The 26,832-nt window shown below is 61.0% G+C and carries 17 protein-coding genes and 2 riboswitches; of the genes, 9 read left to right on the forward strand and 8 right to left on the reverse strand.

Features of this window, described 5'->3' with window-relative positions; translation table 11 throughout:
* Nucleotides 1-6 precede the first annotated feature (6 nt).
* The gene (locus AC1RL4_RS00075) at nucleotides 7-3,837 is read left to right on the forward strand and encodes a leucine-rich repeat domain-containing protein (protein ID WP_096480605.1); all 3,831 of its coding nucleotides are present in this window, start codon (nucleotides 7-9) and stop codon (nucleotides 3,835-3,837) included.
* A gap of 42 nt (nucleotides 3,838-3,879) precedes the next feature.
* On the opposite strand, the gene AC1RL4_RS00080 is transcribed toward AC1RL4_RS00075, so the two are convergent.
* Both AC1RL4_RS00080 and AC1RL4_RS00085 read right to left on the reverse strand, forming a co-directional pair.
* Nucleotides 3,880-4,374 (reverse strand): DUF934 domain-containing protein, encoded by a 495-nt coding sequence (locus AC1RL4_RS00080; protein WP_018927639.1) that lies wholly within the window; start codon nucleotides 4,372-4,374, stop codon nucleotides 3,880-3,882.
* Nucleotides 4,358-6,016: a nitrite/sulfite reductase gene (locus tag AC1RL4_RS00085; protein WP_019578477.1), complete on the reverse strand. Its 1,659-nt coding sequence runs from the start codon at nucleotides 6,014-6,016 to the stop codon at nucleotides 4,358-4,360. Before AC1RL4_RS00085 ends, AC1RL4_RS00080 begins: the two co-directional genes overlap by 17 nt.
* Before the next feature lie 522 nt (nucleotides 6,017-6,538).
* On the opposite strand from AC1RL4_RS00085, the gene AC1RL4_RS00090 reads away from it, so the two are divergent.
* Nucleotides 6,539-7,624, forward strand: a complete 1,086-nt coding sequence (locus AC1RL4_RS00090; protein ID WP_230172076.1) for an ABC transporter substrate-binding protein — start codon at nucleotides 6,539-6,541, stop codon at nucleotides 7,622-7,624.
* A gap of 6 nt (nucleotides 7,625-7,630) precedes the next feature.
* On the opposite strand, the gene AC1RL4_RS00095 is transcribed toward AC1RL4_RS00090, so the two are convergent.
* Together AC1RL4_RS00095 and metH are read right to left on the reverse strand one after the other, a co-directional pair.
* Nucleotides 7,631-7,861, reverse strand: a complete 231-nt coding sequence (locus AC1RL4_RS00095; protein WP_018927642.1) for a DUF2970 domain-containing protein — start codon at nucleotides 7,859-7,861, stop codon at nucleotides 7,631-7,633.
* 196 nt (nucleotides 7,862-8,057) lie between these two features.
* The gene (gene metH, locus AC1RL4_RS00100) at nucleotides 8,058-11,768 is read right to left on the reverse strand and encodes a methionine synthase (protein WP_096480602.1); all 3,711 of its coding nucleotides are present in this window, start codon (nucleotides 11,766-11,768) and stop codon (nucleotides 8,058-8,060) included.
* A 155-nt stretch (nucleotides 11,769-11,923) separates the two neighbouring features.
* On the opposite strand from metH, the gene AC1RL4_RS00105 reads away from it, so the two are divergent.
* Nucleotides 11,924-14,209 carry a fatty acid cis/trans isomerase gene (locus tag AC1RL4_RS00105; RefSeq protein WP_493118839.1) on the forward strand — a complete coding sequence of 762 codons (2,286 nt, stop codon included), beginning with the start codon at nucleotides 11,924-11,926 and terminating at the stop codon, nucleotides 14,207-14,209.
* A gap of 217 nt (nucleotides 14,210-14,426) precedes the next feature.
* Nucleotides 14,427-15,011 (forward strand): Fe-S biogenesis protein NfuA, encoded by a 585-nt coding sequence (gene nfuA, locus AC1RL4_RS00110; RefSeq protein WP_007946504.1) that lies wholly within the window; start codon nucleotides 14,427-14,429, stop codon nucleotides 15,009-15,011.
* Nucleotides 15,012-15,233: 222 nt separating this feature from the next.
* Here nfuA and cobM read toward each other — a convergent pair whose 3' ends face one another.
* The 4 genes from cobM to AC1RL4_RS00130 form a co-directional block, all read right to left on the reverse strand.
* Nucleotides 15,234-15,980, reverse strand: coding sequence for a precorrin-4 C(11)-methyltransferase (cobM, locus tag AC1RL4_RS00115; protein ID WP_096480601.1), 747 nt, complete (start codon nucleotides 15,978-15,980; stop codon nucleotides 15,234-15,236).
* Nucleotides 15,981-16,062: 82 nt separating this feature from the next.
* Nucleotides 16,063-16,476 carry a cobalamin biosynthesis protein gene (locus AC1RL4_RS00120; protein ID WP_018927645.1) on the reverse strand — a complete coding sequence of 138 codons (414 nt, stop codon included), beginning with the start codon at nucleotides 16,474-16,476 and terminating at the stop codon, nucleotides 16,063-16,065.
* Nucleotides 16,473-17,177 carry a CbtA family protein gene (locus AC1RL4_RS00125; RefSeq protein ID WP_019578482.1) on the reverse strand — a complete coding sequence of 235 codons (705 nt, stop codon included), beginning with the start codon at nucleotides 17,175-17,177 and terminating at the stop codon, nucleotides 16,473-16,475. Before AC1RL4_RS00125 ends, AC1RL4_RS00120 begins: the two co-directional genes overlap by 4 nt.
* Before the next feature lie 11 nt (nucleotides 17,178-17,188).
* Nucleotides 17,189-17,392 carry a CbtB domain-containing protein gene (locus AC1RL4_RS00130; RefSeq protein ID WP_018927647.1) on the reverse strand — a complete coding sequence of 68 codons (204 nt, stop codon included), beginning with the start codon at nucleotides 17,390-17,392 and terminating at the stop codon, nucleotides 17,189-17,191.
* A 122-nt stretch (nucleotides 17,393-17,514) separates the two neighbouring features.
* Nucleotides 17,515-17,742, reverse strand: a riboswitch (cobalamin riboswitch).
* A 118-nt stretch (nucleotides 17,743-17,860) separates the two neighbouring features.
* A riboswitch (cobalamin riboswitch) is annotated at nucleotides 17,861-18,075 on the forward strand.
* Between the two features lie 102 nt (nucleotides 18,076-18,177).
* Between AC1RL4_RS00130 and cobW the strand changes: the two genes are divergently transcribed.
* From cobW to AC1RL4_RS00155, 5 genes are all read left to right on the forward strand, one after another.
* On the forward strand, nucleotides 18,178-19,245 hold the full coding sequence (cobW, locus tag AC1RL4_RS00135) for a cobalamin biosynthesis protein CobW (RefSeq protein WP_028940951.1): 1,068 nt from the start codon (nucleotides 18,178-18,180) through the stop codon (nucleotides 19,243-19,245).
* Between the two features lie 3 nt (nucleotides 19,246-19,248).
* On the forward strand, nucleotides 19,249-23,157 hold the full coding sequence (cobN, locus tag AC1RL4_RS00140) for a cobaltochelatase subunit CobN (RefSeq protein WP_230172082.1): 3,909 nt from the start codon (nucleotides 19,249-19,251) through the stop codon (nucleotides 23,155-23,157).
* Between the two features lie 203 nt (nucleotides 23,158-23,360).
* Nucleotides 23,361-24,368: a magnesium chelatase ATPase subunit I gene (locus AC1RL4_RS00145; RefSeq protein ID WP_230172086.1), complete on the forward strand. Its 1,008-nt coding sequence runs from the start codon at nucleotides 23,361-23,363 to the stop codon at nucleotides 24,366-24,368.
* Nucleotides 24,369-24,487: 119 nt separating this feature from the next.
* Nucleotides 24,488-25,033, forward strand: a complete 546-nt coding sequence (locus AC1RL4_RS00150; protein WP_356686494.1) for a vWA domain-containing protein — start codon at nucleotides 24,488-24,490, stop codon at nucleotides 25,031-25,033.
* 76 nt (nucleotides 25,034-25,109) lie between these two features.
* Nucleotides 25,110-26,756, forward strand: a complete 1,647-nt coding sequence (locus tag AC1RL4_RS00155; protein ID WP_230172087.1) for a phospholipase D-like domain-containing protein — start codon at nucleotides 25,110-25,112, stop codon at nucleotides 26,754-26,756.
* The last annotated feature ends 76 nt before the right edge of the window (nucleotides 26,757-26,832 follow it).

Here is a 26,832-nt window from a genome sequence, read left to right on the forward strand (position 1 = left end):
TGCACCATGAATGAGCTCCTTCACCACGTTGCCGCACCTCATCCAGCCCCATCGTTGCGAATGCGCGACGAACTGAAAGCTGCACTGGACATCGCTCTCCCCCAAACCCCCGGCCAGTTGGGCGCACACCTGATCAAGGAAAAATGGGGGCAGGACATCGACCCGCAGACGACCTTGATGGTCACCCTCGATTACCACTACAAGGGCCACCCTGAAGAGAACGGTTTCCAGCAGGGCCAGGTGGCGAACTCGCGGTCGCTGTTGCAAGCGCTGCTTTCAAATTACCAGACGGTTGGGGACGGGCGTTTTGCGGAAACCGCCTTTGGTCTGTACACACCGCCGGACGTCGGCCCGACGGTGCGGATTGTCGAGCATGTCGACGAGTTCGCTGATTACGGCAGCGGCAATCACGACACCTATGAAGGCATCTATCGGCAAACGGCGCCGCAGACTTACGGTCCCGCCTCACAACTGAAGCTGAGGCCGGCTGATTTCAAGAAATGGGTCTGGGAGCTGGACTTCAAGCATGTGTACGAGACCTATCTTGAAAAGGTCTGGCCCTCTGACGAGGTGCTCACTGCGTCCAGTCCGTACGCCTTGAGGACATCGGTCAAAGCAGCGTTTGTGATGACGGCCTGGTTGCAGTTCAAGGAGCGCTGCCTGTCGCAAAAAGGACTTGAGCTCGCGATGGAGGCGGCTGGCTTGCCGCCCGGTCAGGCATGGGAAGCGCTGACCATCGAACAACTGCAAGCGGCGACGCGTACCCCTTTGTCCGTCAGGGCCGGCCGTTTGAAGCTATACCGTTACACCGCAACAGATACCTGGGTGTTCCGTGACACTGCCAGTACCCGAATGCTGCTGTACATCCCTGGCAACTCTTCCCCGCTGCACGAATTCACCGATGCCACTCAACTGCACCAATGGGTCGTCGCGCAGGGCAAGCTCAGCGAGACAAAGCAGGCATTGGCCGCCCATTTTGCCGAAGATGATCGCGAGGACGGTACGTTTCAGGCGGGTGTGCTGACGGCATTGGACGGCATGGCGCAGTATCCCGCGATGCATCGGCTGACCAACAACGCCGGTTTTTTCAATAACGACGGCTACTGGGACCCCGCCGATTACATTGGCTACGACAATCCGCCATCGGCGACCGATCCGTTTGCGCAATTGGTGCTGACGATGAAGCAGGCCGCCCACGCCAGTATCGAAAGCATTCGTACCGATGCACAGGTCAATCGTGACAATTTAAGTGCGGTTGTCGAACCGGTGGTGCAATGGATCAACCGGTTCGGGCCATTGGCGTTGTTCGTCCCGGGAGGCGAAGGCATATTGGCGCTGGCCGGGCTTATTGACGCCGGTTACGGTCTTGATCAGGCGGTAAACGGTAAAACACCGCGTGAACGGTCGGAGGGCGTGTCGCGCACCGTGTTCGGTTTGCTTAATGCGCTGCCGATCGGCGCACAGGCGGCGCTGAAGGATGAAGCGGCCGTCGAGTCAGTACGTCCGTCTTCGCAAATCGTCGTTGCCCCGACGCCCGAGCCACCGGTTTCCATGCTGTCCTCCCGCGTGGAGCTGATCCGCGGAATCGGCCCGACTGTGGCGTCTTTCAGCGATGACGTCCTGGCACAGATCGGCAAGGTCAGTGTGATTGACGATGACATGCTGCGACTGATGCAGACGGGGCGTCCACCGACGCCTTTACTGGCGGATACGATCAGTCGCTTCAAGATCGATCAGGATCTGGGGGCGGCCGGCACGCCTGAGCAATTCAACAGGCGTTACGCCGCACTTCAACAGTCGGACCATGAATGGGTGCGGCTGTTTCAGCAGCAATACCCGACGCTGCCCAAAGGTGCCATCGAGCAAATGCTCGACCGCTATGGCGTGGATGTCCAGCAAGCCCCCGATGTGACCGAGGTCAGGCAAGTGTTCACGCGTCTGGACAGCAAGGCGCGGCAATACCAGCAGCATGTGCGGCTCAATCGCGCTAATGAAAGTCTTTATCTGCGTTCGGTGGCGAGCCCGGACTCGGACATCCTGGCCTTGCACTCGCTGCAAAACCTGCCGGGCTGGCCGCGGAACCTGCGGATCGATGTCCTTGATCAGTCCATCGCGGGGCGAGTGCTGGACCGCATCGGCGCGCAGGATGCCACGGATGTCCGGCGCTTGGTCAGAATCGGACAGCACTATCTGCATCAGGCCTCGCCAACAGACTTTTATACGGCACTTCTCGGTGTGTTGACGGACGACGACCGTTCAGCGCTGCTCCTGACGTCGCCTGGTTCAGTCGACGAACTGCGACTCGCCGTCAGCGACCAGGCGTTGCCCCGATCACAGGTGATACTCGGGCTGCAAAGAATGGACGGTGGGTTGCCGTTCGATGCCCATGGGCTCAGTGGCGGCGGTTTTCCGGGAACGCCCCAGGCCGAGGCGCTGACGCACCAGATGATGAGGCTGCAACTCAAAGCGGTCTATCCAGACTTCACCGATGCCCTGGCTGATGCGGTTCTTCAACGCGAAGGTGTAAACGCACAGGCGCACATTGAGTGGTTGAAGCAACAGCTGCAGCAACTCGACATCGACCTGACCGCCTGGGTAGATCAGGTGGCGGATGACATTCATGGCATGGCTATCGATTTCCTGGCCCCGAATAATCCCGAAGCAGCGGGATTGAGCGCTGCACAAATCGAGGCCTATAACGTTCAGTTGGTGCAGGCCGAAATACAACAGGAGCGAGCGATTCGAAATGAGTTGGCCGAGGAGCTGGCCTCCATCTGGCAACAACGCAGGGCGCCGCAGGATCTGTTACTGCCTGCTGATCAGATACGCGGCGTCAGGCTGGATCTCGACTTCGAGAATTATCACCGGTTACCCACGTTGAATGTCCGGCTCAACAATGTTCTCGAGTTGTCGATGCGCGGCTTTCACCTGACTGAAGAAGAAAGTCTGAACGGATTTCTCGAGTGTTTTCCAAATCTTGAAGTGCTGAACCTGGAAAATGTCGACCTGAGTCACTTCAACCATGGCGGCCTTGCGGAGCGCGCATTGCCTCCTTCGATCAACCAGATGGCGCGTCTCTCTTCGCTGAATCTGAGGTCGACGAATCTGACGTTCAATGAGCGCGCCGCCTCTCAATTGACCGGGTTGACACACTTGCAGACGCTGGACCTGAGCAACAACCCGCTGGGCGTCCCTCCGTTGGTGCTCGGAATGAATGACTTGCGCTGGCTGAACCTGAGCAACACCGGGATCATTCGTTGCCCAGTCGGAGTCATGGAGCAGCCCTATCTGACGTCGTTGGACCTGCGTAATAACCAGATAACCCGAGTGCCGCCAGCAGTGCTGAACCAGGCTATCTCGAGGGACCGTGTGCTGCTGCAGGGCAATCCATTGACGGATGAGGACACCTTGTTGCGCATTGTCGATCATCGGCGGCGAACGGGTATCAACCTGTGGTTAAGCGATCCCGGGGTTAATTACGGGAATGTCATCGAGTGGTTGCGCGAAGGCGATGGGGAGTTGCAAGCGACGCGACGATTGATCTGGCAGAGGCTGGCAGCCAGGCCCCTTGGCGCCCGGTTCCTGAGGATAATGGATGGACTGAGCCTGACGGCGGACTTCCGGGTCGATTATCTGTCGCTTCAGGCGAGGGTGTGGCGACTGCTCGGTGAAGCCGATGCTTCGCAAGCGCTTTGGGAAAGACTGGTTCAGGATATTGAATCGGCCGAGGTCGATCCTGAAAACCCGTTTGCGCTGTTCACGGCACTTGAGGACCGTGCCCGGTTTTATCGGAACTGGGAGGCCATGGGACGACCGTTTCCGATAGGCACGCAGTAAGGGAAAAACCTTGAACCCCGCAAGGGGTTCAAGGTGTGACGATCAACGGCGACGGAACAGCGGCAGCGGTTCGTCTGTTGCGGCCTGATAGGTCACCGAGAAGTCCTTGAGGCCTTCAAGGGCTTCGTAGGGGTCTTTATCGGCGCGAATGGCAAACGCATCGAAACCGCAGCGGTGCATGTAGAACAGCTGGTCGCGCAGCACATCGCCAATTGCCCGCAGTTCGCCTTTGAAACCATAGCGGTCACGCAGCAGACGGGCGTTGGAGTAGTTGCGACCATCGGTGAAGGCCGGGAAGTTCAGGGCGATGACCTGGAAGTTCGCCACGTCGTCACCGATTTCTTCGGCTTCTTCGTCGGCATCCAGCCACACACCCAGGCCGCCATCGCGGGCCATGAGCATGCGGCTGTGTTCGCGCCACATGTGCAACGGGACGATCAGGTCGTCGCAGTTGCTGATCTCGTCGATGTTGAAATCTTTCGGCAACAGGTGCCAGGTTTCGTCGACGACTTCGTTGTTCTTAATTATTCGCTGCATAGACGCGCTCCTTGAAGAGGTCGATGCCGATACGCTGATAAGTGTCGATGAAGCGCTCGTCTTCGGTACGTTGTTCGATGTACACGTCGATCAGCTTCTCGATCACATCAGGCATGGCTTCCTGGGCGAAGGATGGGCCGAGGATCTTGCCCAGGCTCGCATCGCGGCTGGCGCTGCCACCCAGGGACACCTGATAGAACTCTTCGCCTTTCTTGTCCACTCCGAGAATACCGATGTGGCCCACGTGGTGGTGACCACAGGCGTTCATGCAGCCGGAGATGTTCAGGTCCAGCTCGCCGATGTCGAACAGGTAGTCCAGGTCGTCGAAACGGCGCTGGATCGATTCGGCGATCGGGATCGACTTGGCGTTGGCCAAGGAGCAGAAGTCGCCGCCAGGGCAGCAGATGATGTCGGTCAGCAAGCCGATGTTCGGCGTGGCGAAACCTTGCTCGCGCAACTCGCTCCACATGGCGAACAACTGGCTCTGCTCGACATCGGCCAGAATGATGTTCTGCTCGTGGGAGGTGCGCAGCTGACCGAAGCTGTAACGGTCGGCGAGGTCGGCAACGGCATCGAGCTGCTTGTCGGTGATGTCGCCCGGTGCAACGCCGGTCGGTTTCAGGGACAGCGTCACGGCGACGTAACCCGGCTTTTTGTGGGCCAGGGTGTTGCGGGCACGCCAGCGGGCGAAACCCGGGTGTTGCTTGTCGAGGTCGGCCAGTTCGGCCGTCTGGTTTTCCAGAGCCTTGTAGTCCGGATCGACAAAGTGCTTGGCCACGCGATGCACTTCGGCCTCGGTCAGCGTGGTCTGGCCACCGCGAAGGTGTTCCATTTCCGCATCGACTTTTTGTGCGAACACTTCAGGCGTCAGGGCCTTGACCAGAATCTTGATCCGCGCCTTGTACTTGTTGTCGCGACGGCCGTAGCGGTTGTAGACCCGCAGAATGGCGTCGAGGTAGCTCAACAGGTCCTGCCACGGCAGGAATTCGTTGATGAACGCGCCCACCACCGGAGTACGGCCCAGGCCGCCACCGACCAGTACACGGAAGCCCAGTTCGCCCGCGGCGTTGTGCACCGGCTCGAGGCCGATGTCATGGACTTCGATGGCCGCACGGTCGGACGTCGAACCGTTGATGGCAATTTTGAATTTACGCGGCAGGTAAGCGAATTCCGGGTGGAACGTGGTCCACTGGCGGACGATTTCGCACCATGGCCGCGGGTCGATCAACTCGTCGGCGGCGACACCGGCGAACTGATCGGTGGTGACGTTGCGCAGGCAGTTGCCGCTGGTCTGGATCGCGTGCATCTGCACGGTCGCCAGCTCAGCCAGGATGTCCGGGATGTCTTCCACGGCCGGCCAGTTGAACTGCACGTTCTGCCGGGTACTGATGTGGGCGTAGCCCTTGTCATAGTCGCGGGCAATCTTGGCCATCATTCGCGTCTGGCGCGAAGTGAGTTGGCCGTAAGGCACCGCCACCCGCAGCATCGGGGCAAAGCGCTGGATATAAAGGCCATTTTGCAGGCGCAGGGGGCGGAATTCTTCTTCGCTCAGCTCGCCTGCCAGATAGCGTCGGGTCTGATCACGGAACTGCTTGACGCGGTCCTCGATGATCCGCTGATCGTACTCGTCGTATACGTACATATAAGTCCTGTTCTCAGGCTTGGGCCGGTCGGATACAGCTGCGTTTTCGCAAGCTTTCATCCGATTCTGCCTCGGCAATTCTGCGCGCACGGCCGCGCACTCCCAACGGAGCCGACGCAAGATACCAGTTTGCAGTTATGCGCAAAAGTGATGTTTGAGTATATGCAAAGAACCAAAACGACTAATGAAAGTCGTTGAGATAAAACCCTCATTTGTCGTGCGGGCAATCATCGTCTTAACTGTGCTCGAGTCTTTATGCAATCACCGATAAAACCGACAAGAGGCGATGCAATGAGCAACCCAACCAAAGCAAGGAAAAGCGATAGCACGGTCGATGCCTGGGCGATTCTGTTCCTGATCATCCTGGTCGTGGGTACGGCGGTATTCTGGGTCAGCCATCAATAAACGACCCCGTCCGGGCCCGGCGCCGACGATTGTCGGACAAAAAGCCGGAATATGCGCCGTTTCCAGGGACTTCGCTGGCTATAATGCGCGGCGGATTTTCGGGGGCTCGGACGATCAATGTTGAAGTTCTTCTATGGTGTAGTGCTGGCGCTTGGCGCGGTCCTGGGACCGTGTGCCCAGGCGGCGTCCGTATTGTTCCTCAATCCCGGGACCAGCCAAGAGACGTTCTGGGTCAGTTACTCGCAGTTCATGCAGGCCGCGGCCAAGAACCTAGGCATGGATTTGCAAATCCAGTATGCCGAGCGAAACGCCGAGACCACACTCAAACAGGCCCGCGAAGCGCTGCAAGGGCCGAGTCGGCCGGACTATCTGGTGTTCTCCAACGAACTGTATGTCGCCCCCGAAATCTTGCGCTTGGCTCAAGGCAGCGGCGTGAAGCTGTTTTTGGTCAACAACGGCCTGACCGCCGACCAGATGCGCCTGCTCGGCGCACAGCCGGGCAAGTATCCCGACTGGTTGGGTAGCCTGGTGCCCAACAATGAGGAGGGCGGTTACCTGATGCTCAAGGAACTGATTCGCCTGCATGGCCCGGTCGCACCCGGTGAGGTCATCGAGCTGGTGGCCTTTTCCGGCCTGAAAATCACGCCGGCCGCGCAACAGCGTGAGCAGGGCATGATGCGGGCATTGGCCGAACACCCTGAAGTGCGGTTGCGCCAGTTGGTGTATGGCGGCTGGACCCGCGAGCGTGCCTATGAACAGGCCAGGTTATTGTTCAAGCGTTACCCGCAAACATCGCTGGTCTGGTCGGCCAACGATGAAATGGCTTTCGGTGCCATGCAGGCATACGCCGAAACGGGAGGCCAGCCGGGCAAGGATGTGCTGTTCAGTGCCATCAACAATTCAGCGGCCGCCTTGCAGGCGCTGTTGGAAGGGCGGCTAAGCGTGTTGTTGGGCGGGCACTTCACTCTGGGCGGCTGGGCTCTTGTGCAGTTGCATGACTACGATCAGGGGGTGGATGTCAGCCAGTACGGCGGGCGCGACCGGCAGATTCCGTTATTGCAGCTGATCGACCACGCGCAAGCCCGGCGACTGTTGGCGATGAGTGCTACCCAGGATTATGGCGTGGATTTTCAAAAGCTCTCGGCCAAAGGGAGACCGACGTCGTATCGCTACCCGTTCAGCCTGCAAACCCTGATGCACTGAGTCGGCTCAGATCCCGGCCAGATGTAGCACCAGTTTGACGATGCCGAACAGGGTCAGGGCGAACACCACCGTGAACAGAATCCCCAGAATCACGAAATGACTGGGCTTGCCGTGGGTGAAATCCCGCGCCCGGTTTTTCCCGCTCTGCACCCCGAACGCCGCCGCCATGACGCTGTGCAGCATCTGCCAGAAGGTCGGCGGTTTGTTGTGGTTATTATTGTCGACTGGATCGTCCATAAATCCCCCGTCACGAATGTGTATGAGGCAAGCATAGACAATCTACAGTATGCACAAATCAAATGTGGGAGCGGGCTTGCTCGCGAAGAGATCATGACAGTCGATATCAACGTTGACTGTCAGTCCGCTTTCGCGAGCAAGCCCGCTCCCACAAGGAGTCTTTGTTGGCCACAGAATTGTGGCCAACAAGGCAGGGTTAGTTGTCGTAACCCAGGTTAGGCGCCAGCCAGCGCTCGGTCACGCTCAACTCCTGGCCTTTGCGCGAGGTGTAGCTCTGCACCTGATCCTTGTCGATCTTGCCCACGGCGAAATACTGCGCCTGCGGGTGAGCGAAGTACCAGCCGCTGACCGCCGCCGCCGGGAACATCGCGTAGTGCTCGGTGAGGAATACGCCGCTGCGGCCGGCCTTGAGCTCTTCCGCTTCCGGATCCAGCAGCTTGAACAGCGTGGCTTTCTCGGTGTGATCCGGGCACGCCGGGTAGCCCGGAGCAGGGCGGATGCCGGTGTATTGCTCTTTGATCAGCGCCTCGTTGTCCAGCGTCTCGTCCTTGGCGTAGCCCCAGTAGTCTTTACGCACTTGCTGGTGCAGCCACTCGGCGCACGCCTCGGCCAGACGGTCGGCCAACGCCTTGACCATGATCGAGTTGTAGTCGTCGCCCGCTTCCTGATAGGCCTTGGCCACTTCTTCGGCGCCGATCCCGGCGGTGGTGATGAAACCACCCACGTAGTCGGTCACGCCGCTGTCCTTCGGCGCGACGAAGTCGGCCAGGGAGAAGTTCGGCTTACCGTCGGTCTTGATGATCTGCTGGCGCAAGTGATGCAGCTTGGCCAATGGCTTGCCGTCATCGCCATAGACTTCGATGTCATCGTCGCGCACCTGGTTGGCCGGCCAGAAACCGAACACCGCACGGGCGCTGATCAGCTTCTCATCGATCAACTTGGCAAGCATTTCCTGGGCATCGGCGTACAGCGCGGTGGCGGCTTCACCGACCACTTCATCCTGCAGGATGCGCGGAAACTTGCCGGCCAGGTCCCAGGAGATGAAGAACGGTGTCCAGTCGATGTATTCGGCCAAAACCTTCAGGTCGATGTTGTCCAGCACCTTGGCGCCGGTGAACGTCGGTTTGACCGGCTCATAGTTGGCCCAGTCGAACTGCGGTTTCTTGGCGATGGCCGCCGGGTAGCTCAGGCGCTCGGTGCGGGCGCTGCGGTTGGCGGTGCGCTCGCGAACGTCGATGTATTCCAGGCGGGTCTTCTCGACGAAACCGGCTTTCAGCTCCTTGGACAGCAACTGCGTCGCCACGCCCACGGCGCGGGAGGCATCGGTGACGTAGATCACCGCGTCGTTGCTGTACTTGGGCTCGATCTTCACTGCCGTGTGCGCCTTGGAGGTGGTCGCGCCACCGATCATCAGCGGCAGGTGGAAGTCCTGACGCTGCATCTCGCGGGCCACGTGAACCATTTCGTCCAGCGAAGGCGTGATCAGGCCGGACAGGCCGATGATGTCGCATTTCTCGTCTTTGGCGACTTGCAGGATCTTCTCCGCCGGCACCATCACGCCGAGGTCGACGATGTCGTAGCCGTTACAGCCCAGCACCACGCCGACGATGTTCTTGCCGATGTCGTGCACGTCACCCTTGACGGTGGCCATGAGGATCTTGCCCTTGGCCTCCGGCTTGTCGCCTTTTTCCAGTTCGATGAACGGGATCAAGTGAGCCACGGCCTGCTTCATCACGCGGGCGGACTTCACCACTTGCGGCAAGAACATTTTGCCGGCGCCGAACAGGTCGCCGACGATGTTCATGCCGGCCATCAACGGGCCTTCGATGACTTCGATCGGGCGCGCGAACGACAACCGCGATTCTTCAGTATCTTCAACAATGTGCGTGGTGATGCCCTTGACCAGCGCATGCTCCAGACGCTTGTTGACGTCCCAGTTGCGCCACTCTTCGGTCTCGGCTTCCTTGACGCTGCCGTCGCCCTTGTACTTGTCGGCGATGGCGAGGAGGGCGTCGGTGCCTTCCGGAGTACGGTTGAGGATCACGTCTTCAACGGCGTCGCGCAGCTCCACCGGGATCTGGTCGTAGATCTCCAGTTGGCCGGCGTTGACGATGCCCATGGTCAGGCCGTTGCGGATTGCATACAGCAGGAACACCGAGTGAATCGCCTCGCGCACCGGGTTGTTGCCACGGAACGAGAACGACACGTTGGACACACCGCCGGAGCTCAGGGCGTAGGGCAGTTCGTCGCGGATGTAGGCACAGGCGTTGATGAAGTCCACAGCGTAGTTGTTGTGTTCTTCGATGCCGGTGGCCACGGCGAAGATGTTCGGGTCGAAGATGATGTCTTCCGGCGGGAAGCCGACTTCGTTGACCAGAATGTCGTAGGAGCGTTTGCAGATTTCTTTCTTGCGCGCTTCGGTGTCGGCCTGGCCGGCTTCATCGAAGGCCATCACCACCACCGCGGCGCCGTAGCGTTTGCACAGTTTGGCGTGATGAATGAACTGCTCGACACCTTCCTTCATGCTGATGGAGTTGACGATGCCCTTGCCCTGGATGCACTTGAGGCCGGCTTCGATCACTTCCCACTTGGAGGAGTCGATCATGATCGGTACGCGGGAGATGTCCGGTTCGCCGGCAATCAGATTGAGGAAGGTCACCATGGCCTTCTTCGAATCGAGCATCCCTTCATCCATGTTGATGTCGATCACTTGGGCGCCGGCTTCGACCTGCTGCAGGGCGACTTCCAGGGCCTCGGTGTAGTTGTCTTCACGGATCAGGCGGGCGAACTTGGCGGAACCGGTGATGTTGGTCCGCTCGCCGACGTTGACGAACAGCGAACTGCGATCGATGGTGAACGGTTCCAGGCCCGACAGGCGGCAGGCCTTGGGAATATCCGGAATTTCACGCGGGGCGTAACCGGCGACCGCTTTGGCGATGGCTTCGATGTGGCCCGGTGTGGTGCCGCAGCAGCCGCCGACGATGTTGAGGAAGCCGCTTTGGGCGAACTCTTCGATGACCTTGGCGGTTTCCGCGGGTAGTTCGTCGTACTCGCCGAATTCGTTCGGCAGACCGGCGTTCGGGTGCGCCGACACGTGGGTGCCGGCCTTATTCGACAGCTCTTCCAGGTATGGGCGCAATTCGCGGGCGCCGAGGGCGCAGTTCAGGCCGACGGAAATCGGCTTGGCGTGGGCCACGGAGTTCCAGAACGCTTCGGTGGTCTGGCCGGAGAGGGTGCGGCCAGAGGCATCGGTGATGGTGCCGGAAATCATGATCGGCAGCTCGACGCCCAGCTCTTCGTAAACCCCTTGCACGGCGAAGATCGCCGCTTTGGCGTTGAGGGTGTCGAAAATGGTTTCGATCAGGATCAGGTCGGCGCCGCCTTCGATCAGGCCTTTGGTGGCCTCGGTGTAGTTCTCCACCAGTTCATCGAAGGTCACGTTGCGGTAGCCGGGGTTGTTCACGTCGGGCGACAGCGAGCAGGTACGACTTGTAGGACCGAGCACACCGGCGACGAAACGCGGCTTGTCCGGGTTCTCGAGGGTTTTCGCATCGGCAATCTTGCGGGCCAGGCGTGCGCCTTCTACGTTCAGTTCGTAGGCCAGTTCTTCCATGCCGTAATCGGCCATGGAAATCCGGGTGGCGTTGAAGGTGTTGGTTTCCAGAATGTCGGCGCCGGCATCCAGGTAGGCTTTCTCGATGCCACCAATCACGTCTGGGCGGGTCAGCACCAACAGGTCATTGTTGCCTTTGACATCGCTCGGCCAGTCGGCGAAGCGTTTGCCACGGTAATCCTGTTCCTCGAGCTTGTAGCTCTGGATCATTGTCCCCATGCCGCCGTCGAGAATCAGGATGCGCTCTTTGAGGGCGTGCTTGAGAGCTTGAAGGCGAACGCTGCGATCGGACATTTGGACTACTCGGTAAGGCCATGACGAAGGGCCGGGATAATAACAAACCTGTGTGCTTTTGGAGCATGTGCCGGTTTTGCATGAATATCGTTCATGTTGGTGCGCAAGCCAGACCGGTAGAATCGCGGCGTTTTCACATGATCAGGACCAGGGATATGTCGTATCGCGTCGTCACCAGCCTATTGATGCTGTTTTTAAGCGGGGGCGCCGCTGCGCAAGGTCCGGATATTTCCTACGTTCGCGACATTCAACCGATCTTCACCGAAAAGTGCGTGGCCTGCCATGCCTGCTACGACTCCGCCTGTCAGCTCAATCTGGGCAGTGGCGAAGGGGCGTCCCGAGGTGCGACGAAGGCGCCAGTCTATGACGGCGAACGTAGCAAGGCAGCCGCGCCGACCCGGTTGTTTTATGACGCCTTCGGCAAGCGTGCCTGGCAGCAAAAGGGCTTCTATTCGGTGCTCGACGCCCAAGGCAGTCAGGCGGCGCTGATGGCGCGCATGCTTGAACTAGGCCATAGAACGCCGTTACAACCCAACGCCAAATTGCCGGAAGAGATCGTCCTGGGCCTGAACCGGGAAACGCTGTGCGCCATGCCGGCGGAGTTCGACGGTTACGCCAGCTCTCATCCGAAGGAGGGCATGCCGCTAGCGGTCACCGGTCTTACCGATCAGCAATACCAGACGCTGCAGCGCTGGCTGGCCTCCGGCGCGCCGATCGATCAGCAGGGCTTGGTGCCCAGCGCCAGGGAAGCCTTGGAAGTGGTGCAGTGGGAAAACCTGCTGAATGCGCCGGGCGCCCGGGAGAGCCTGGTCGGGCGCTGGTTGTTCGAGCACTGGTTCTTGGCCCATATCTATTTCAAGGACGGCGAGCCGGGGCATTTCTTTCAGTGGGTACGTTCGCGCACGCCGACGGGCCAGCCCATCGACTTGATCAATACGCGCCGTCCGAATGACGATCCAGGCACTCAGGTCTATTACCGTCTGTGGCCGGTGCAAGGCGTGATCGTGCACAAAACCCACATCACCTACCCGCTGAGCGCGGCCAAGATGGCGCGGATCAAGAGCCTGTTTTACAACGGTAACTGGCAGGTCCACGCGTTACCGGGCTACGGGCCGGAGCGGCGGGCCAATCCGTTTGCCACGTTCGAAGCGATCCCGGCCCAGGCGCGTTACCAGTTCATGCTCGATAACGCCGAATACTTCGTGCGCACCTTTATTCGCGGTCCGGTCTGCCGTGGTCAGATCGCCACCGACGTGATTCGCGACAACTTCTGGGCACTGTTCCAGGCCCCGGAACATGACCTTTACATCACCGATCCGAAATATCGCGGCCAGGCTACGCCGTTGCTGGCGATGCCGGGGCAGAACGATGACGTCGGCAGCGTCCTGAGCCTGTGGCACGACTACCGCAATAAGCGTAACGAATATGAGGCCCTGCGCCGGGACAGCTATGCCGACTTGCCGGCGCCGAGCTGGTCGACCCTGTGGGCCGGCAATGACAACGCACTACTGAGTATCTTTCGGCATTTCGACAGCGCCTCGGTGACCAAGGGCCTGATCGGCGATGTGCCGCAGACGATGTGGCTGTTCGATTACCCGTTGCTGGAACGCACGTATTACCAGTTGGCGGTCAACTTCGATGTGTTCGGTAACGTGTCCCATCAGGCTCAAACCCGGCTGTACTTCGACCTGATCCGCAATGGCGCCGAGCAGAACTTCCTGCGCCTGATGCCGGCCGACTCCCGCGACGGCTACCTCGACGATTGGTACCAGAACAGCGGCAAGTTCAAGATGTGGCTGGATTACGAGGACATCGACAACGACAAGCCGACGGCGCTGAATCTGGACGAAAAGGACCCGAAACGTGACTTCGTCCAGCAATTGCTGACCCGTTACGGCGAGCTCAATGCCAGGCCCGATCCGATCAACCGCTGCGACGGCGCTTACTGCTCGCGGCCGAATATTGATCCGGCGTTGCAGAACGCCGAACAGGCCCTGAGTCGTCTGACGTCGCGCCCGGCCGCCGGTTTGAAAGTCATCGATCAGTTGCCGGAAGCCACGATGTTGCGCATCGAGGCCCCAAGCGGCAAGCGCGAGGTCTACAGCCTGTTGCGCAACCGCGCCCACAGCAACGTGGCGTTCCTGCTCGGGGAGTCGCTGCGTTATCAACCAGGGCTCGACACGTTGACGATCTATCCGGGTGTTCAGAGCAGCTACCCGAACTTCATGTTCAACATTCCGGCCGGGCAAGTGCCGGCGTTTGTCGACGAGATGGAAAACGCCAAAGACGCCGCCAGCTTCGAGAAAATCGTCGAACGCTGGGGCATACGCCGCAGTCATCCGCAGTTCTGGCAGTATTTCCATGATCTGAGCCGGTACATCCACGACACCGACCCGGTGGAAGAGGGCGTGCTGGACATGAATCGCTACGAGAATCTCTGAAATGCCTGCAACCCGGTGTGGGAGCGACTGTGGCGAGGGGGCTTGCCCCCGCTTGAGTGCGCAGCACTCACAAGATCTTCGGTATGTCAGAGATTTTGGGGCTGCTGCGCAACCCAACGGGGGCAAGCCCCCTCGCCACAGTTCCCGACAAAAATACTAGGACTTTGTGCGGCGCGTCGATTGGCGTAAACTGCGTCCAAGCCTGCGAGGAGTTTCCATGACCGCTATTACCATTACCGACGCCGCCCATGATTATCTGGCCGATCTGCTCTCCAAGCAGAACACCCCGGGTATCGGCATCCGCGTCTTTATCACCCAGCCTGGCACCCAGTACGCCGAAACCTGCATTGCCTACTGCAAGCCGGGCGAAGAAAAACCTGAAGATACAGCGCTGGGGCTCAAAAGCTTCACCGCCTATATCGACTCGTTCAGCGAAGCGTTTCTGGACGATGCGGTAGTCGACTACGCCACCGACCGCATGGGCGGCCAACTGACCATCAAGGCGCCAAACGCCAAAGTCCCGATGGTCAACGCCGACAGCCCGGTCAACGAGCGCATCAACTACTACCTGCAAACCGAGATCAACCCGGGGCTGGCCAGCCACGGCGGTCAGGTCAGCCTGATCGATGTGGTCGAAGACGGCATCGCCGTGCTGAAGTTCGGCGGCGGTTGCCAGGGCTGCGGCCAGGCAGACGTCACTCTGAAGGAAGGCATCGAGCGCACCTTGCTCGAGCGCATTCCCGAGCTCAAGGGTGTACGTGACGTGACTGACCACACGCAGAAAGAAAACGCCTACTACTAAGGCGTTCGCTGCAGAAACGAAAAAACGGCACCCGTGAGTGCCGTTTTTTTATGGGGGGTCGGTAACCTGTGGCTGTGGCGAGGGGGCTTGCCCCCGTTGGGTCGCGAAGCGGCCCCCTGCATTATTCGGAAACACCGAGTTGTCTGGTCTTACGATTGCTTCGCAGCCGAACGGGGCGATGCGGCGTTCCGACAAGCCCCCTCGCCACAGGGTGTGTTTGGCTTAAGGTCTGTACAAATGCGCATGCCCCGCGCGATACAGCGACGACTCACTGAAGTGATCGCTGCCCAGCACCCGACCCACCAGAATCAGCGCCGTCCGACGAAAGCCCTTGGCTTCAACCTTCCCGGCAATATCCGCCAGCGTTCCCACCACCCAATCCTGATCCGGCCAGGTCGCCCGGTGGATCACCGCGATCGGGCAGTCGGCGCCGTAGTGCGGTAGCAATTCGGCAAGGATCTTTTCCAGATGATTGACCCCCAGATGGATCGCCATGGTCGCCCCGTGCTGCGCCAGACTGCCCAGTTCTTCACCAGCGGGCATCGCGGTTTTGTCGGCATAGCGGGTCAGAATCACGCTCTGTGACACGTCCGGCAGGGTCAGTTCGGCACCCAAAAGGGCCGCGCAGGCGGCGGTGGCGGTGACGCCGGGAATGATTTCGAAAGGGATGTCGAGTTCACGCAAGTAGCGAATCTGCTCGCCGATCGCGCCGTACAGGCTCGGGTCGCCGGAATGCACCCGGGCCACGTCCTGGCCGTTAGCGTGGGCGGTCTTGATCAGCTCGACGATCTGTTCCAGATGCAGTTCAGCGCTGTTGACCACCTGTTCGGCCCGGTGGCCTTCCAGAACGGCGGCGGGGACCAGGGAGCCGGCATAGATGATGACCGGGCAGCTACGAATCAGCCGCTGGCCTTTGACGGTGATCAGTTCCGGGTCGCCGGGGCCGGCGCCAATGAAGTAGACGGTCATCGTCGTTTCCTGTCAGAAATAGGTGCTGGGCATGCTTCAGATGAAGAATGCTCATGATCGAGGGCAGGGATTATCGGGGATTTTACGCGGCGCTGGCCAATGCCAGGGTGGCCTGGGCGTATTTTTGTCGTGGAATCAGTAACTTTGCCGGTGCCTGGGCCAATTGTTCGGCCAGGGCCAACGCAGCGCTTTCCGCCACGCCGTAGCAACCGGTGCGTTCAAACGCGATGTCCGAGTGGTGACTCAGTTGTGCTTGATAGGTCGCCAATTGTTCGCTGCTGAAGTACATCAGCGGCAATGCCAGCTGTTCGGCCAGTTCGATCAGGCCAGGCTCTTCGCGCTTCAGGTCGATGCTGGCCAAGGCCTTGATCTCACTGAGCCCGATTTGATGGGCCTGTAACGCCTGATCGAGCAGCGCCCGCAGCGTGCTGACGGGGCAGCCGCGCTGGCAGCCCAGGCCGACCACCAGGGTCGGCGCAGAGCTGACGTCAGTCATGCGCTGTAATGGCCATCGCTTTTGCGGCGGAACAACCAGGCGCTGATCAGGCCCAGGGCCAGCCAGAACGCCACGTTGGTCAGCTGCGAAGCGATTTTGAATTGCGCTTCCAGGGCTTCCGGCGCCAGCATTGAATGGACTTCCGGTTGTGGTGCGCCAATCACATGCGGCACGGCCAGGATCGCCACGCCGAGAGTTTTCATCAGCCAGTGACGGCTGAACACGATCAACGCGATGCCGACGGCCGTGGACGCGGCAGTGCCGATCCACCAGATTTGCCGTTGCGCCAGATCAGCCGCGGCAGTGCCCGGCAGCTCAGGCGGCAGGCCGAGAGTCGGAGCCAGCACGAACGTCGCATAACCGGCCAGGCCCCAAAGCAGGCCCTGAGAGGTTTTGGTCGGTGCGCGCAGGGTGTAAAGACCGGCGAGCATCAGGGCGAAACCGACGGCTACCACCAGGTTGCCGCCGGTAGTGGACAGCACGCGCTGCCAGCCGTCTTCCGGTTCCCAGGCTTCGGCATCGTGGGTATGAGCGACTGCGCCCGCGGCGTGTTCGTGGATTTCAACAGCGGCCGGCTCGGATTTTTCGTAGGTCTCTGCCTGCAAAATCAGCGGGGAGACCCAGAAGCTTTGCAGCAGGGTCAATAGCAGGGCGGCCAGCAGCCCGGTGAAACCTGCGGTTTGCGCAATACGCTTGATCATCTCAGCAGGTCTCAATGGCACGGAAAGGCGGAGCTGTGACGGGTATCGTGCGCGGCGTTGTGCACCGCTTCGATGTGCGAGAAACCGGCGAAATACACAAGGCTGGCGCCAAGGATCGACGCACACACGGCGGCGGTCAGGCGTTGAGTCAGGGTCGTGGTGGTGCTGGCGATGCTCTTGTCGGTGTTGCTGGCGGTGCTGCTGATGATCGTCATGGCGCTTCCCTCTGGTCTGTCAGCGGGTGAATAGAGCGCATGAAAACCTCCGCACGCCAAGGGCTCGCAGAGATTTCGAACAGCGCCCGCCCACCGCGGGTTTGTCATTCAGTGAACGTAAAAGTCACTTTGTGTTGCGGGCCGGTCTCCGGGCTCGCGAGGGGCTGGGCTTGTGCCTGAACCTGCAAACATCACCTTCCCATGCCGTATGGCCGGCACAGTGGATCTGACGCTTCACTCGCTTACCGTTGCGGGGGCAGCACCGGACTGACATGGCTTTAGAGTAAAGCACATGATTCACCGGTTTCCCGTTTCACCCTGTGAAGGGCACCCGTAACAAGGCGTGTAGGAGAGCATGGGCGAGGGCGGGGAGTCAATTGGCAGGGGTTCTCACTTGAATACCAAAATGATTGGCTCTTTGTAAGTGCGGGTGGCGTGCGCAGTGATTGACCCGCCCCCACACGATGCGTAGCCTTGCGCTTTCGAGGTTCTTCGGCGTCTGTCGAAGCTAAGAAGGGAACGCGGTCGATGCCGCGGCTGCCCCCGCAACTGTGAACGGTGATGTTCGCTGCCACGCCACTGCAAACCCTGTGCAACGGGCTCGCGGGAAGGCGCAGCGAATGCCAGGCTGACCCGCCGGGCACACCGTCAGCCAGGAGACCTGCCTCGACACAGATTCTCACTTTCAACCGGGCGGGGTGATCCGGTGGCGAACTCTTCAGGCACGCGCCCCCGCGTTGCCGGTTGTCGTCCCGTATGCCCGCCACCTTGCCAAAGGGCATCCGATGAAAACACTGGCCAAACTCCCCGTCACCATCGTCACCGGCTTCCTCGGCTCGGGCAAAACCACCTTGTTGCGGCACATGCTCGACAACGCCCAGGGCCGTCGCATCGCGGTGATCGTCAACGAGTTCGGCGAACTGGGCATCGATGGCGAGATCCTCAAGCAGTGCTCAATCGGCTGCACCGAAGAAGAGGCCAGCGGCCGCGTCTACGAACTGGCCAACGGCTGCCTGTGCTGCACCGTCCAGGAAGAATTCTTCCCGGTGATGCGCGAACTCGTTGCGCGCCGCGGCGACCTCGACCACATCCTCATCGAAACCTCGGGCCTGGCCCTGCCAAAGCCTTTGGTTCAAGCCTTCCAGTGGCCGGAAATCCGCAGTGCCTGCACCGTTGACGCGGTGATCACCGTGGTCGACAGCCCGGCCGTCGCTGCCGGCACTTTCGCTGCATTCCCGGATCAAGTGGATGCCCAGCGCAAACTCGACCCGAACCTGGACCACGAATCGCCACTGCACGAACTGTTCGCCGACCAACTGGCCAGCGCCGACCTGGTAATCCTCAACAAAGCCGACCTGATCAGCGCCGCAGACCTGGCCCGAGTGCGCCTGGAAGTCGCCGAAGAGCTGCCACCGGCGGTGAAAGTCATCGAAGCCAGCAGCGGTCGCTTGCCACTGGACGTGCTGATCGGCCTTGGTGCCGGTTCCGAAGAACACATCGACAGCCGCCACAGCCATCACGATCACCACCACGAAGATGAAGACGACCACGATCACGACCATGACGCGTTCGACTCCATCTCGATCGAGCTGCCACAAGCCGACGAAAGCCTGCTGATGGACGCGCTGACGCAACTGGTGGTGCAGCACGGCATTCTGCGGGTCAAGGGTTTCGCGGCGGTGCCGAACAAGCCGATGCGCCTGCTGATTCAGGGCGTGGGCACGCGTTTCGACAAGCACTTTGACCGTCAGTGGGGCGCCGAGGAAGCGCGCACCACCCGTCTGGTGTTGATCGGTCAGGCGCTGGACGCCGTTCAACTCGAAGCGCAATTGCGCGCTGCGCTCAGCGTTTAACCCATGCACCTGCTCAGGACCCAGCCCGGCGGTTTCGTGTCGGATGACAACATTGCCGACCTTGGACAAACCCCCGCCGAGCTGGTGATCCTGTGCAGCGGCGATTCCAGTCTGGCGTTGCTCGCCGAGGCGGCGCAGCAGCTGCCCGACGATTACCCGAGCCTGCGCCTGGCCAACCCGATGCAGGTGCAGAATCACGCCTCGGTCGATCTTTATGTCGACGAAGTGCTGCGCCACGCCAAGGTGATTCTGATCTCGCTGCATGGCGGTATCGCCTATTGGCGTTACGGCATCGAGCGTCTGGTGGAATTGTCCCAGCGCGGTGTGCAGTTGATTCTGGTGCCGGGCGACGATCGTCCGGACCCGGAACTCAGCGACCTGAGCACCGTAACTCCCGAAGACCGCGACCGGCTCTGGCACTTCCTGCGTCAGGGCGGCATGGCCAATGCGCTCGACCTGTTTCGCTGCCTCGCCAGTCGCTGGCTGGGTCGCGACTATCCATGGTCCGAGCCGCAAACCCTGCCACGCACCGCGATCTACCACCCGCAAAAAAGCCCCGCGCACCTTCAGGATTGGCAAGCCGACTGGCAGGCCGATCAGCCGGTGGCGGCGGTGCTGTTTTACCGCTCGCACTTGCAGGCGGCGAACACCGGTTTCATCGATGTTTTCTGCCAGCGTTTGCAGGCGGCGGGGCTCAACCCGTTGCCGATTGCGCTGGCCAGTCTGAAAGAGCCCGGCTGCCTGACGGTGGTCGAGGACTGGCTGGATGAAGTCGAGGCGGGGGTGATTCTGAACACCACCGGTTTCGCCCAGTCCAGCCCTGAAGCGCCGCACCTGCGGCCGTTTCGTCGCAACATCCCGGTGATTCAGGCAATCTGCGCCCAGGACAACGAGCCCGGTTGGCGTACCAGCGAGCAAGGCCTCGGTCCCCGTGACTTGGCGATGCACATCGCGCTGCCGGAGCTGGACGGGCGAATCATCAGTCGGCCGATCAGCTTCAAGGATCTGGCGTGGCGCAGCGAGCGCAGTCAGTCCGATGTGGTTTGCTATCGACCACAACCGGAACGGATGGATTTTGTCGCCGAACTGGCACGGCGCTGGATCGATCTGGCGCGAGTGCCCAACGGTGAAAAACGCATTGCCCTGATCCTCGCCAACTACCCGACTCGCGATGGACGCATCGGCAATGGCGTCGGTCTCGACACACCCGCCGCGGCGCTGAATATCCTGCGTGCGCTGCATCAAGAAGGTTATCCGTTGCCGGCCGAGTTGCCGGACAGCGGCACCGCGCTGATCCAGCAACTGCTCGGTGGCGTCAGCAATGACCTGGACACTATCGATCAACGCCCGTGTCAGCAAAGCCTGGCGCTGGACGATTACTTTTTGATGTTCAACGCGCTGCCCGAAGCCAACCGCGAGGCGGTATTGCAACGTTGGGGCTCGCCTGAAAACGATCCGATGTTCCGTGGCGGGCGAATGATGATTGCCGGGTTGCGCTTCGGCCTGACCTTCGTCGGCATTCAACCCGCGCGGGGTTATCAGGTTGACCCGAGCGCGGTCTATCACGACCCGGACCTGGTGCCGCCCCACGGTTATCTGGCGTTTTACTTCTGGTTGCGCAACACCTACGGGGCCCACGGCGTGATCCACGTCGGCAAGCACGGCAACCTCGAATGGCTGCCGGGCAAGGGCGTCGGGCTGTCGGAAAACTGCTGGCCCGACGCGCTGCTTGGACCGCTGCCGAACATCTATCCGTTTATCGTCAACGACCCGGGCGAGGGCGCCCAGGCCAAGCGTCGTACGCAAGCGGTGATCATCGATCATCTGATGCCGCCGCTGACCCGCGCCGAAACCTACGGCCCGCTGCGTAATCTCGAATTGCTCGCCGACGAATATTACGAAGCGCAGTTGCTCGATCCGCGCCGTGCCCGGGAACTGCAGCGCGATATTCTGCAACTGGTGCGCGACACGCACATTGATCGCGAACTGCAACTGGACGAGAAGCTCGACAGCGATGCCGACGCGGCGATCTGGTTGCCGCGCCTGGACACCTACCTGTGTGACTTGAAGGAATCGCAGATTCGCGATGGCCTGCACGTGTTTGGCGAGTCGCCGACCGGGCGATTGCGCATCGACACTTTATTGGCCTTGCTGCGCATTCCCCGCGGCGACGGTCGTGGCGCGCAATCCAGTTTGTTGCGGGCGCTGGCCAAAGCGTTCGAGTTGGGCTTCGATCCACTGGATTGCGTGTTGGCCGAGCCCTGGAACGGTCCTCGGCCGGATGCCTTGCAGGCGGTCAGCGATGAGTTGTGGCGCACAGCGGGAGACACCCGTGAGCGTCTGGAACTGTTCGCTGCGCAACTAATCTCGCGGACGTTGAATGCCGAGCCTGGCCCGTGTGGGAGCGAGCCTTTGTGGCGAGGGGGCTTGCCCCCGTTGGGTCGCGAAGCGGCCCCAAAAAACGGGACTGCTGCGCAGTCCAACGGGGGCAAGCCCCCTCGCCACAAGGCCCCTCACCACCTAGACCCGCTCCCACAGGAGGCAGATTGGTCCGACGTGAGCGCGATCATCGACAGTTTGTGCGAGGTGGTTGCGCCACGCCTGGACGCCTGCGGCCCGGCGGAAATGCGCGGCCTGCTGGACGCCCTCAGCGGTCGATTCGTCCCGGCCGGGCCGAGTGGTGCGCCCAGTCGTGGACGGCTGGACGTGTTGCCCACCGGGCGCAATTTCTATTCGGTGGACGTGCGCAACCTGCCGACCACCACGGCGTGGCGCATCGGCTTTCAATCCGCGAACCTGATTCTTGAGCGGCACTTGCAGGATCACGGCGATCATTTGCGTCAGCTCGGCCTGTCGGTCTGGGGCACCGCGACCATGCGCACCGGCGGCGACGACATTGCCCAGGCCATGGCCTTGATGGGTGTGCGGCCGGTGTGGGCGACGGGCAGTCAGCGGGTCGACGACTTCGAGATTCTGCCGTTGAGCCTGCTGGACCGGCCGCGGGTGGACGTGACCTTGCGCGTCTCCGGATTCTTCCGTGATGCCTTTGCCAACCTGATCCGGCTGTTCGACGCCGCCGTGCAAGCGGTCGCCGCGCTGGATGAACCGGACGATCTCAATCCGTTGGCGGCCAAGGTTCGTGCCGAGCGCGAAGCGCTGCTGAAGTCCGGTCTGGATGAAGAGGCGGCCAGGCGACAGGCCGGCTGGCGGATCTTCGGGGCCAAACCGGGTGCTTACGGTGCCGGCGTGCAAGGCGCCATCGACGGTCGTTTGTGGCAAAGCCGCGAAGACCTGGCCGAGGTTTACCTGAACTGGGGCGGCTACGCTTACGGCGGCTCCGATGAAGGCACCGCCGCCCGCGAGCAGTTTGTCCAGCGTCTGAGCCAGGTGCAGGCCGTGCTGCAAAACCAGGACAACCGCGAGCACGACTTGCTCGATTCCAACGACTATTACCAGTTCCAGGGCGGCATGCTGGCGGCCGTCGAAAGCCTCAGCGGTGCAGCGGCGGCGAGTTATCACGGCGACCACAGTCAGCCGGACTTGCCGAAGATCCGTACATTGAAGGAAGAGCTGAACCGGGTGATCCGTTCCCGGGCGGCCAATCCGAAATGGATCGACGGGATCAAGCGTCATGGCTATAAAGGCGCGTTCGAACTGGCGGCGACGGTCGATAACCTGTTTGCGTTCGACGCCACCACGCAGCTGATCGACGATCACCAGTATGCGTTGCTGGCGGACGCCTATTTGCTTGATCCGGCGACCCGGGAGTTTGTTCGCGAACACAATCCCCACGCCTTGCGCGACATGACCGAGCGCCTGCTCGAAGCGCAGCAACGGGGGATGTGGCAGGAACCGGGTGAATACCGCGAGGCGCTGGAGAATTTGTTGCTGGATATAGAAGAAGACAGTTAGCCGGTGAGCAAAGGAAATTTGTGGCGAAGGGGGCTGTGGCGAGGGGGCTTGCCCCCGTTGGGTCGCGAAGCGGCCCCCGCTTTTACCTCTGTTTACACCGAGTTGTCCGGTTTTACGACTGCTTCGCAGCCGAACGGGGCGATGCGGCGTTCCGACAAGCCCCCTCGCCACAATGTAATCTCTGACCACAAGCGAGACCCGACATGACCGACACCCCCCATTTCCCGCTCTCCGCCGTGGTCGGCGCCGATGACTTGAAGCTCGCCCTGTACCTGACCGCCATCGACCCGAAAATTGGTGGCGTGCTGATCGAAGGCCCGCGCGGCATGGCCAAGTCGACCCTGGCCCGAGGCCTGGCGGACCTGCTGGCCAGTGGTCAATTCGTCACCTTGCCCCTGGGCGCCACTGAAGAACGGCTGGTCGGCACCCTCGATCTCGACGCGGCCTTGAGCGAAGGGCGCGCACAGTTTTCTCCGGGTGTATTGGCCAAGGCCGACGGCGGCGTGCTCTACGTCGATGAGGTGAACTTGCTGCCCGATCACCTCGTGGACCTGCTGCTCGACGTGGCCGCCAGCGGCACCAACCTGATCGAGCGCGACGGGATTTCCCATCGGCATTCGGCGAAGTTTGTGCTGATCGGCACCATGAACCCGGAAGAGGGCGAACTGCGCCCGCAACTGCTCGACCGCTTTGGCCTGAACGTCGCCCTCAGTGGCCATACCGCACCCGCCGAGCGCGGCCAGATCATCCGTCGTCGACTGGATTTCGACAGCGATCCGCAAGGCTTCTGCGCCGAGTGGGAAAGTCAGCAACACGCCCTGCGCGAGCGTTGCCAGAAGGCGCGTGCGGCCCTGGCGAGTATCCCGCTCGACGATGCCGCACTGGCGCAGATCACTGAGCGCTGCTTTGCTGCCGGCGTCGACGGCTTGCGAGCCGATCTGGTCTGGCTGCGCGCGGCGCGGGCACATGCGGCGTGGTGCGGTGCGAACGCCATTGCCGAAGAAGATATCGACGCGGTTGCCGAATTTGCCTTGCGTCATCGTCGCCGGGAACATTCGACCTCTGCGCCGCAACATTCCCAAGCGCCACAGCAATCCCCTGCGCAAACCCCCAACCCGAACGAAGGTCAGGGCCAGTGGGGCGAAATGCCCGCCCAGGCGCTGCCGGTCGGTGCTCGACGTGAAGTGCCGAGCTGGCCAAAAAAGCCCTAGGCATTCGCCCTCGATCAGACGCGGGGGCGAATGCCAGACCCCGCGCAGGCCGGCTGGACCACGGTAAACAGGGCAAGCGTCACGCCGCCCGTAGCGGATCGGTCAACTGGCCCGGCACCTTGCTCAATGGCCGACCGCGTCAACGCGATGACCTATTGTTCCATCTGCGGACCCGCACCCCGCATGAACTGTGGCTGGTGATCGTCGATGCCTCGGCCTCGACCCGGCGCCATCAGGCGTTGAGCGATGCCAAGGGCTTGCTGGCGCAACTGTTCGACGATGCCTATCGACAGCGCGCACGTCTGGCTTTGCTGACCGCCAGCGGTCACTTGCCGAAGTGGCAGGTGCAGGGATTGAAAGCCTCTGCGGGCTTGCGTGATTGGCTCGAGGGGCTCGGTGCCGGCGGCGGGACGCCGATGCTGGCGGCGTTGGGTGAGGCGGGGCGCTGGCTGGCGGCACGGCAAAAGCACTTTCCGGCAGAGCAGCAGCGGTTGTTGCTGGTGACGGATGGACGGCTGAAGGAATGGTCGACATTGCCGGAGCTGGATTGTCCGGGGTTGCTGATCGACATCGAGCGCGGGCCGATTCGGCTCGGGCGGGCAAAGGTGTTGGCAGCGCAGTTACAGGTTGATTATCGACATATCGATGAGCTGATTTCAGGTTGAGTTTTGTGCTGACAGTGCTGGCCCCATCGCATCGCTGCCCTATGCTCTGTAAGCAAACCCATCACAGGAGTGACCCATGCGCGTTCTAGCCCGCAACGATCAGGACGATTTCCGCGTCAAAGCCTACGCTGGCACCAACGGTGTGCTGCTGGCCATCGACCTGGCCGAACCCCGCCGCAAAGGCCTGCTGGGGTTTGCCATCGAAAAACAGCAAGGCGATAAACCCTGGCTGTTTCTGTTCAACAGCCTGACCTTTCCCGGCAAGGATCATACGTTCCCTCAGTTTCACGCCACCCCGAGCGATGCCGCGCCTTTGCAGAAATTTCGCTGGGCCGATTACGCGGTCAATCCGGGTGTGACGATCCATTATCGGGTTCACCTGGCCTATGGCACTGCCGATGCGCCACAGTTGGGTGAAAGCCTGGAAGTGACGGTCACCACGGACAATGGCCTGCCCAAGGGCCAGAACGTGATTTTCAACCGGGCAGTGGCTGCCAGTCAGGCGTTCCAGCGCAAATTCGCCGACCTCGATGCGCTGCTCAGCGTCAACAAGACACTGCCCATCGAAGAATGGCCCGACGCGCCGCGGCAATGGCTGGAAAATGGTCTGCTCGCACGCCTGCTCGGGTTTATCGAACGTGCCGTGGATGGCCAGTGGGCGCTGGACATCGCGATCTATGAATACCAGCTGCAGGCGATCGTCGATGCGGTGAACGCCGCCTTCGAGCGTGGCGTAAAGGTTCGGGTCCTGTACCACGCCCAACCTGGCGAAGACACCACGGCGTTGAATGAAGCCAGCCTGGAAAAAATCCCGGCGGCGAATAAGCGCGGGCGAGTCACCCACAATATCTTTCACGATAAGTTCATGGTCCTGAGCCGGCTCGATGCGGCGGGGCAGCATCAGCCCGAAGCGGTACTCTGTGGCAGTACCAACTTCACTGCCAACGGCGTCTACCGTCAGGCCAATGTCGTGCATGTGCTGGACGACGCTCGGATCGGCGCCACTTACCTGCAAACCTTCGAGCAGGTCTGGGCCACACCGACGGACGTCGGCGCCACGCGGGACTGGCTCACGGAACATAATCCAATGCAGCCTGACCAGCCGCTGTTCGCCGGCTTTTCACCGCGCTCGGGCGAGGGCGACTTGAGTGAGTTCATCAAGATCATCAACGCCGCCAAAAAAGACCTGCTGTTTGTCACCGCATTCACCTTGCCGGACAAAATACTCAACGCGCTGCTCGGCCAGCCTCACGACGACATCTTGCGTTACGGCCTGCAAAACACGGTCAGCAGCATCACCGGTTTCCACGCCGACCGCACCGCCGAATTCGCTGCCACCGCGCTGCTCAACACCGGCCTGGAAGGCTGGCTCAAGGAAAACATGAAAGGCCAGAAGGGCAACCTGCTGGTGCACACCAAAGCCATCGTCGTCGACTTCACCAGCGACTCACCGACCATCATCAGCGGCAGCCACAACCTCAGTGATGCAGCCAGCAATGGCAACGATGAGAACTATCTGATCATCCGTGGCAACACCGACCTGGCCGATCGCTACGGGCTGGAACTGCTGCGCTTCTACGAACATTACCGGTTCCGCTACTTCGCAAAGAAACTGCAACTCAAGCAGGTCCGGCCGTTGGCTGCGGATGACAGCTGGACCGATGACTATTACCGCGAAGGTGACCTGCGGATGTTGTCGCGGCTGCGTTTTTCCGGACGATAAACACACCGGCGGGCACCCTTTGTAGCAGCTGCCGAGCCTGCGAGGCTGCGTTCGGCTGCGCAGCAGTCGTAAAACC

Source organism: Pseudomonas sp. GW822-FHT07A10 (assembly GCF_058798795.1).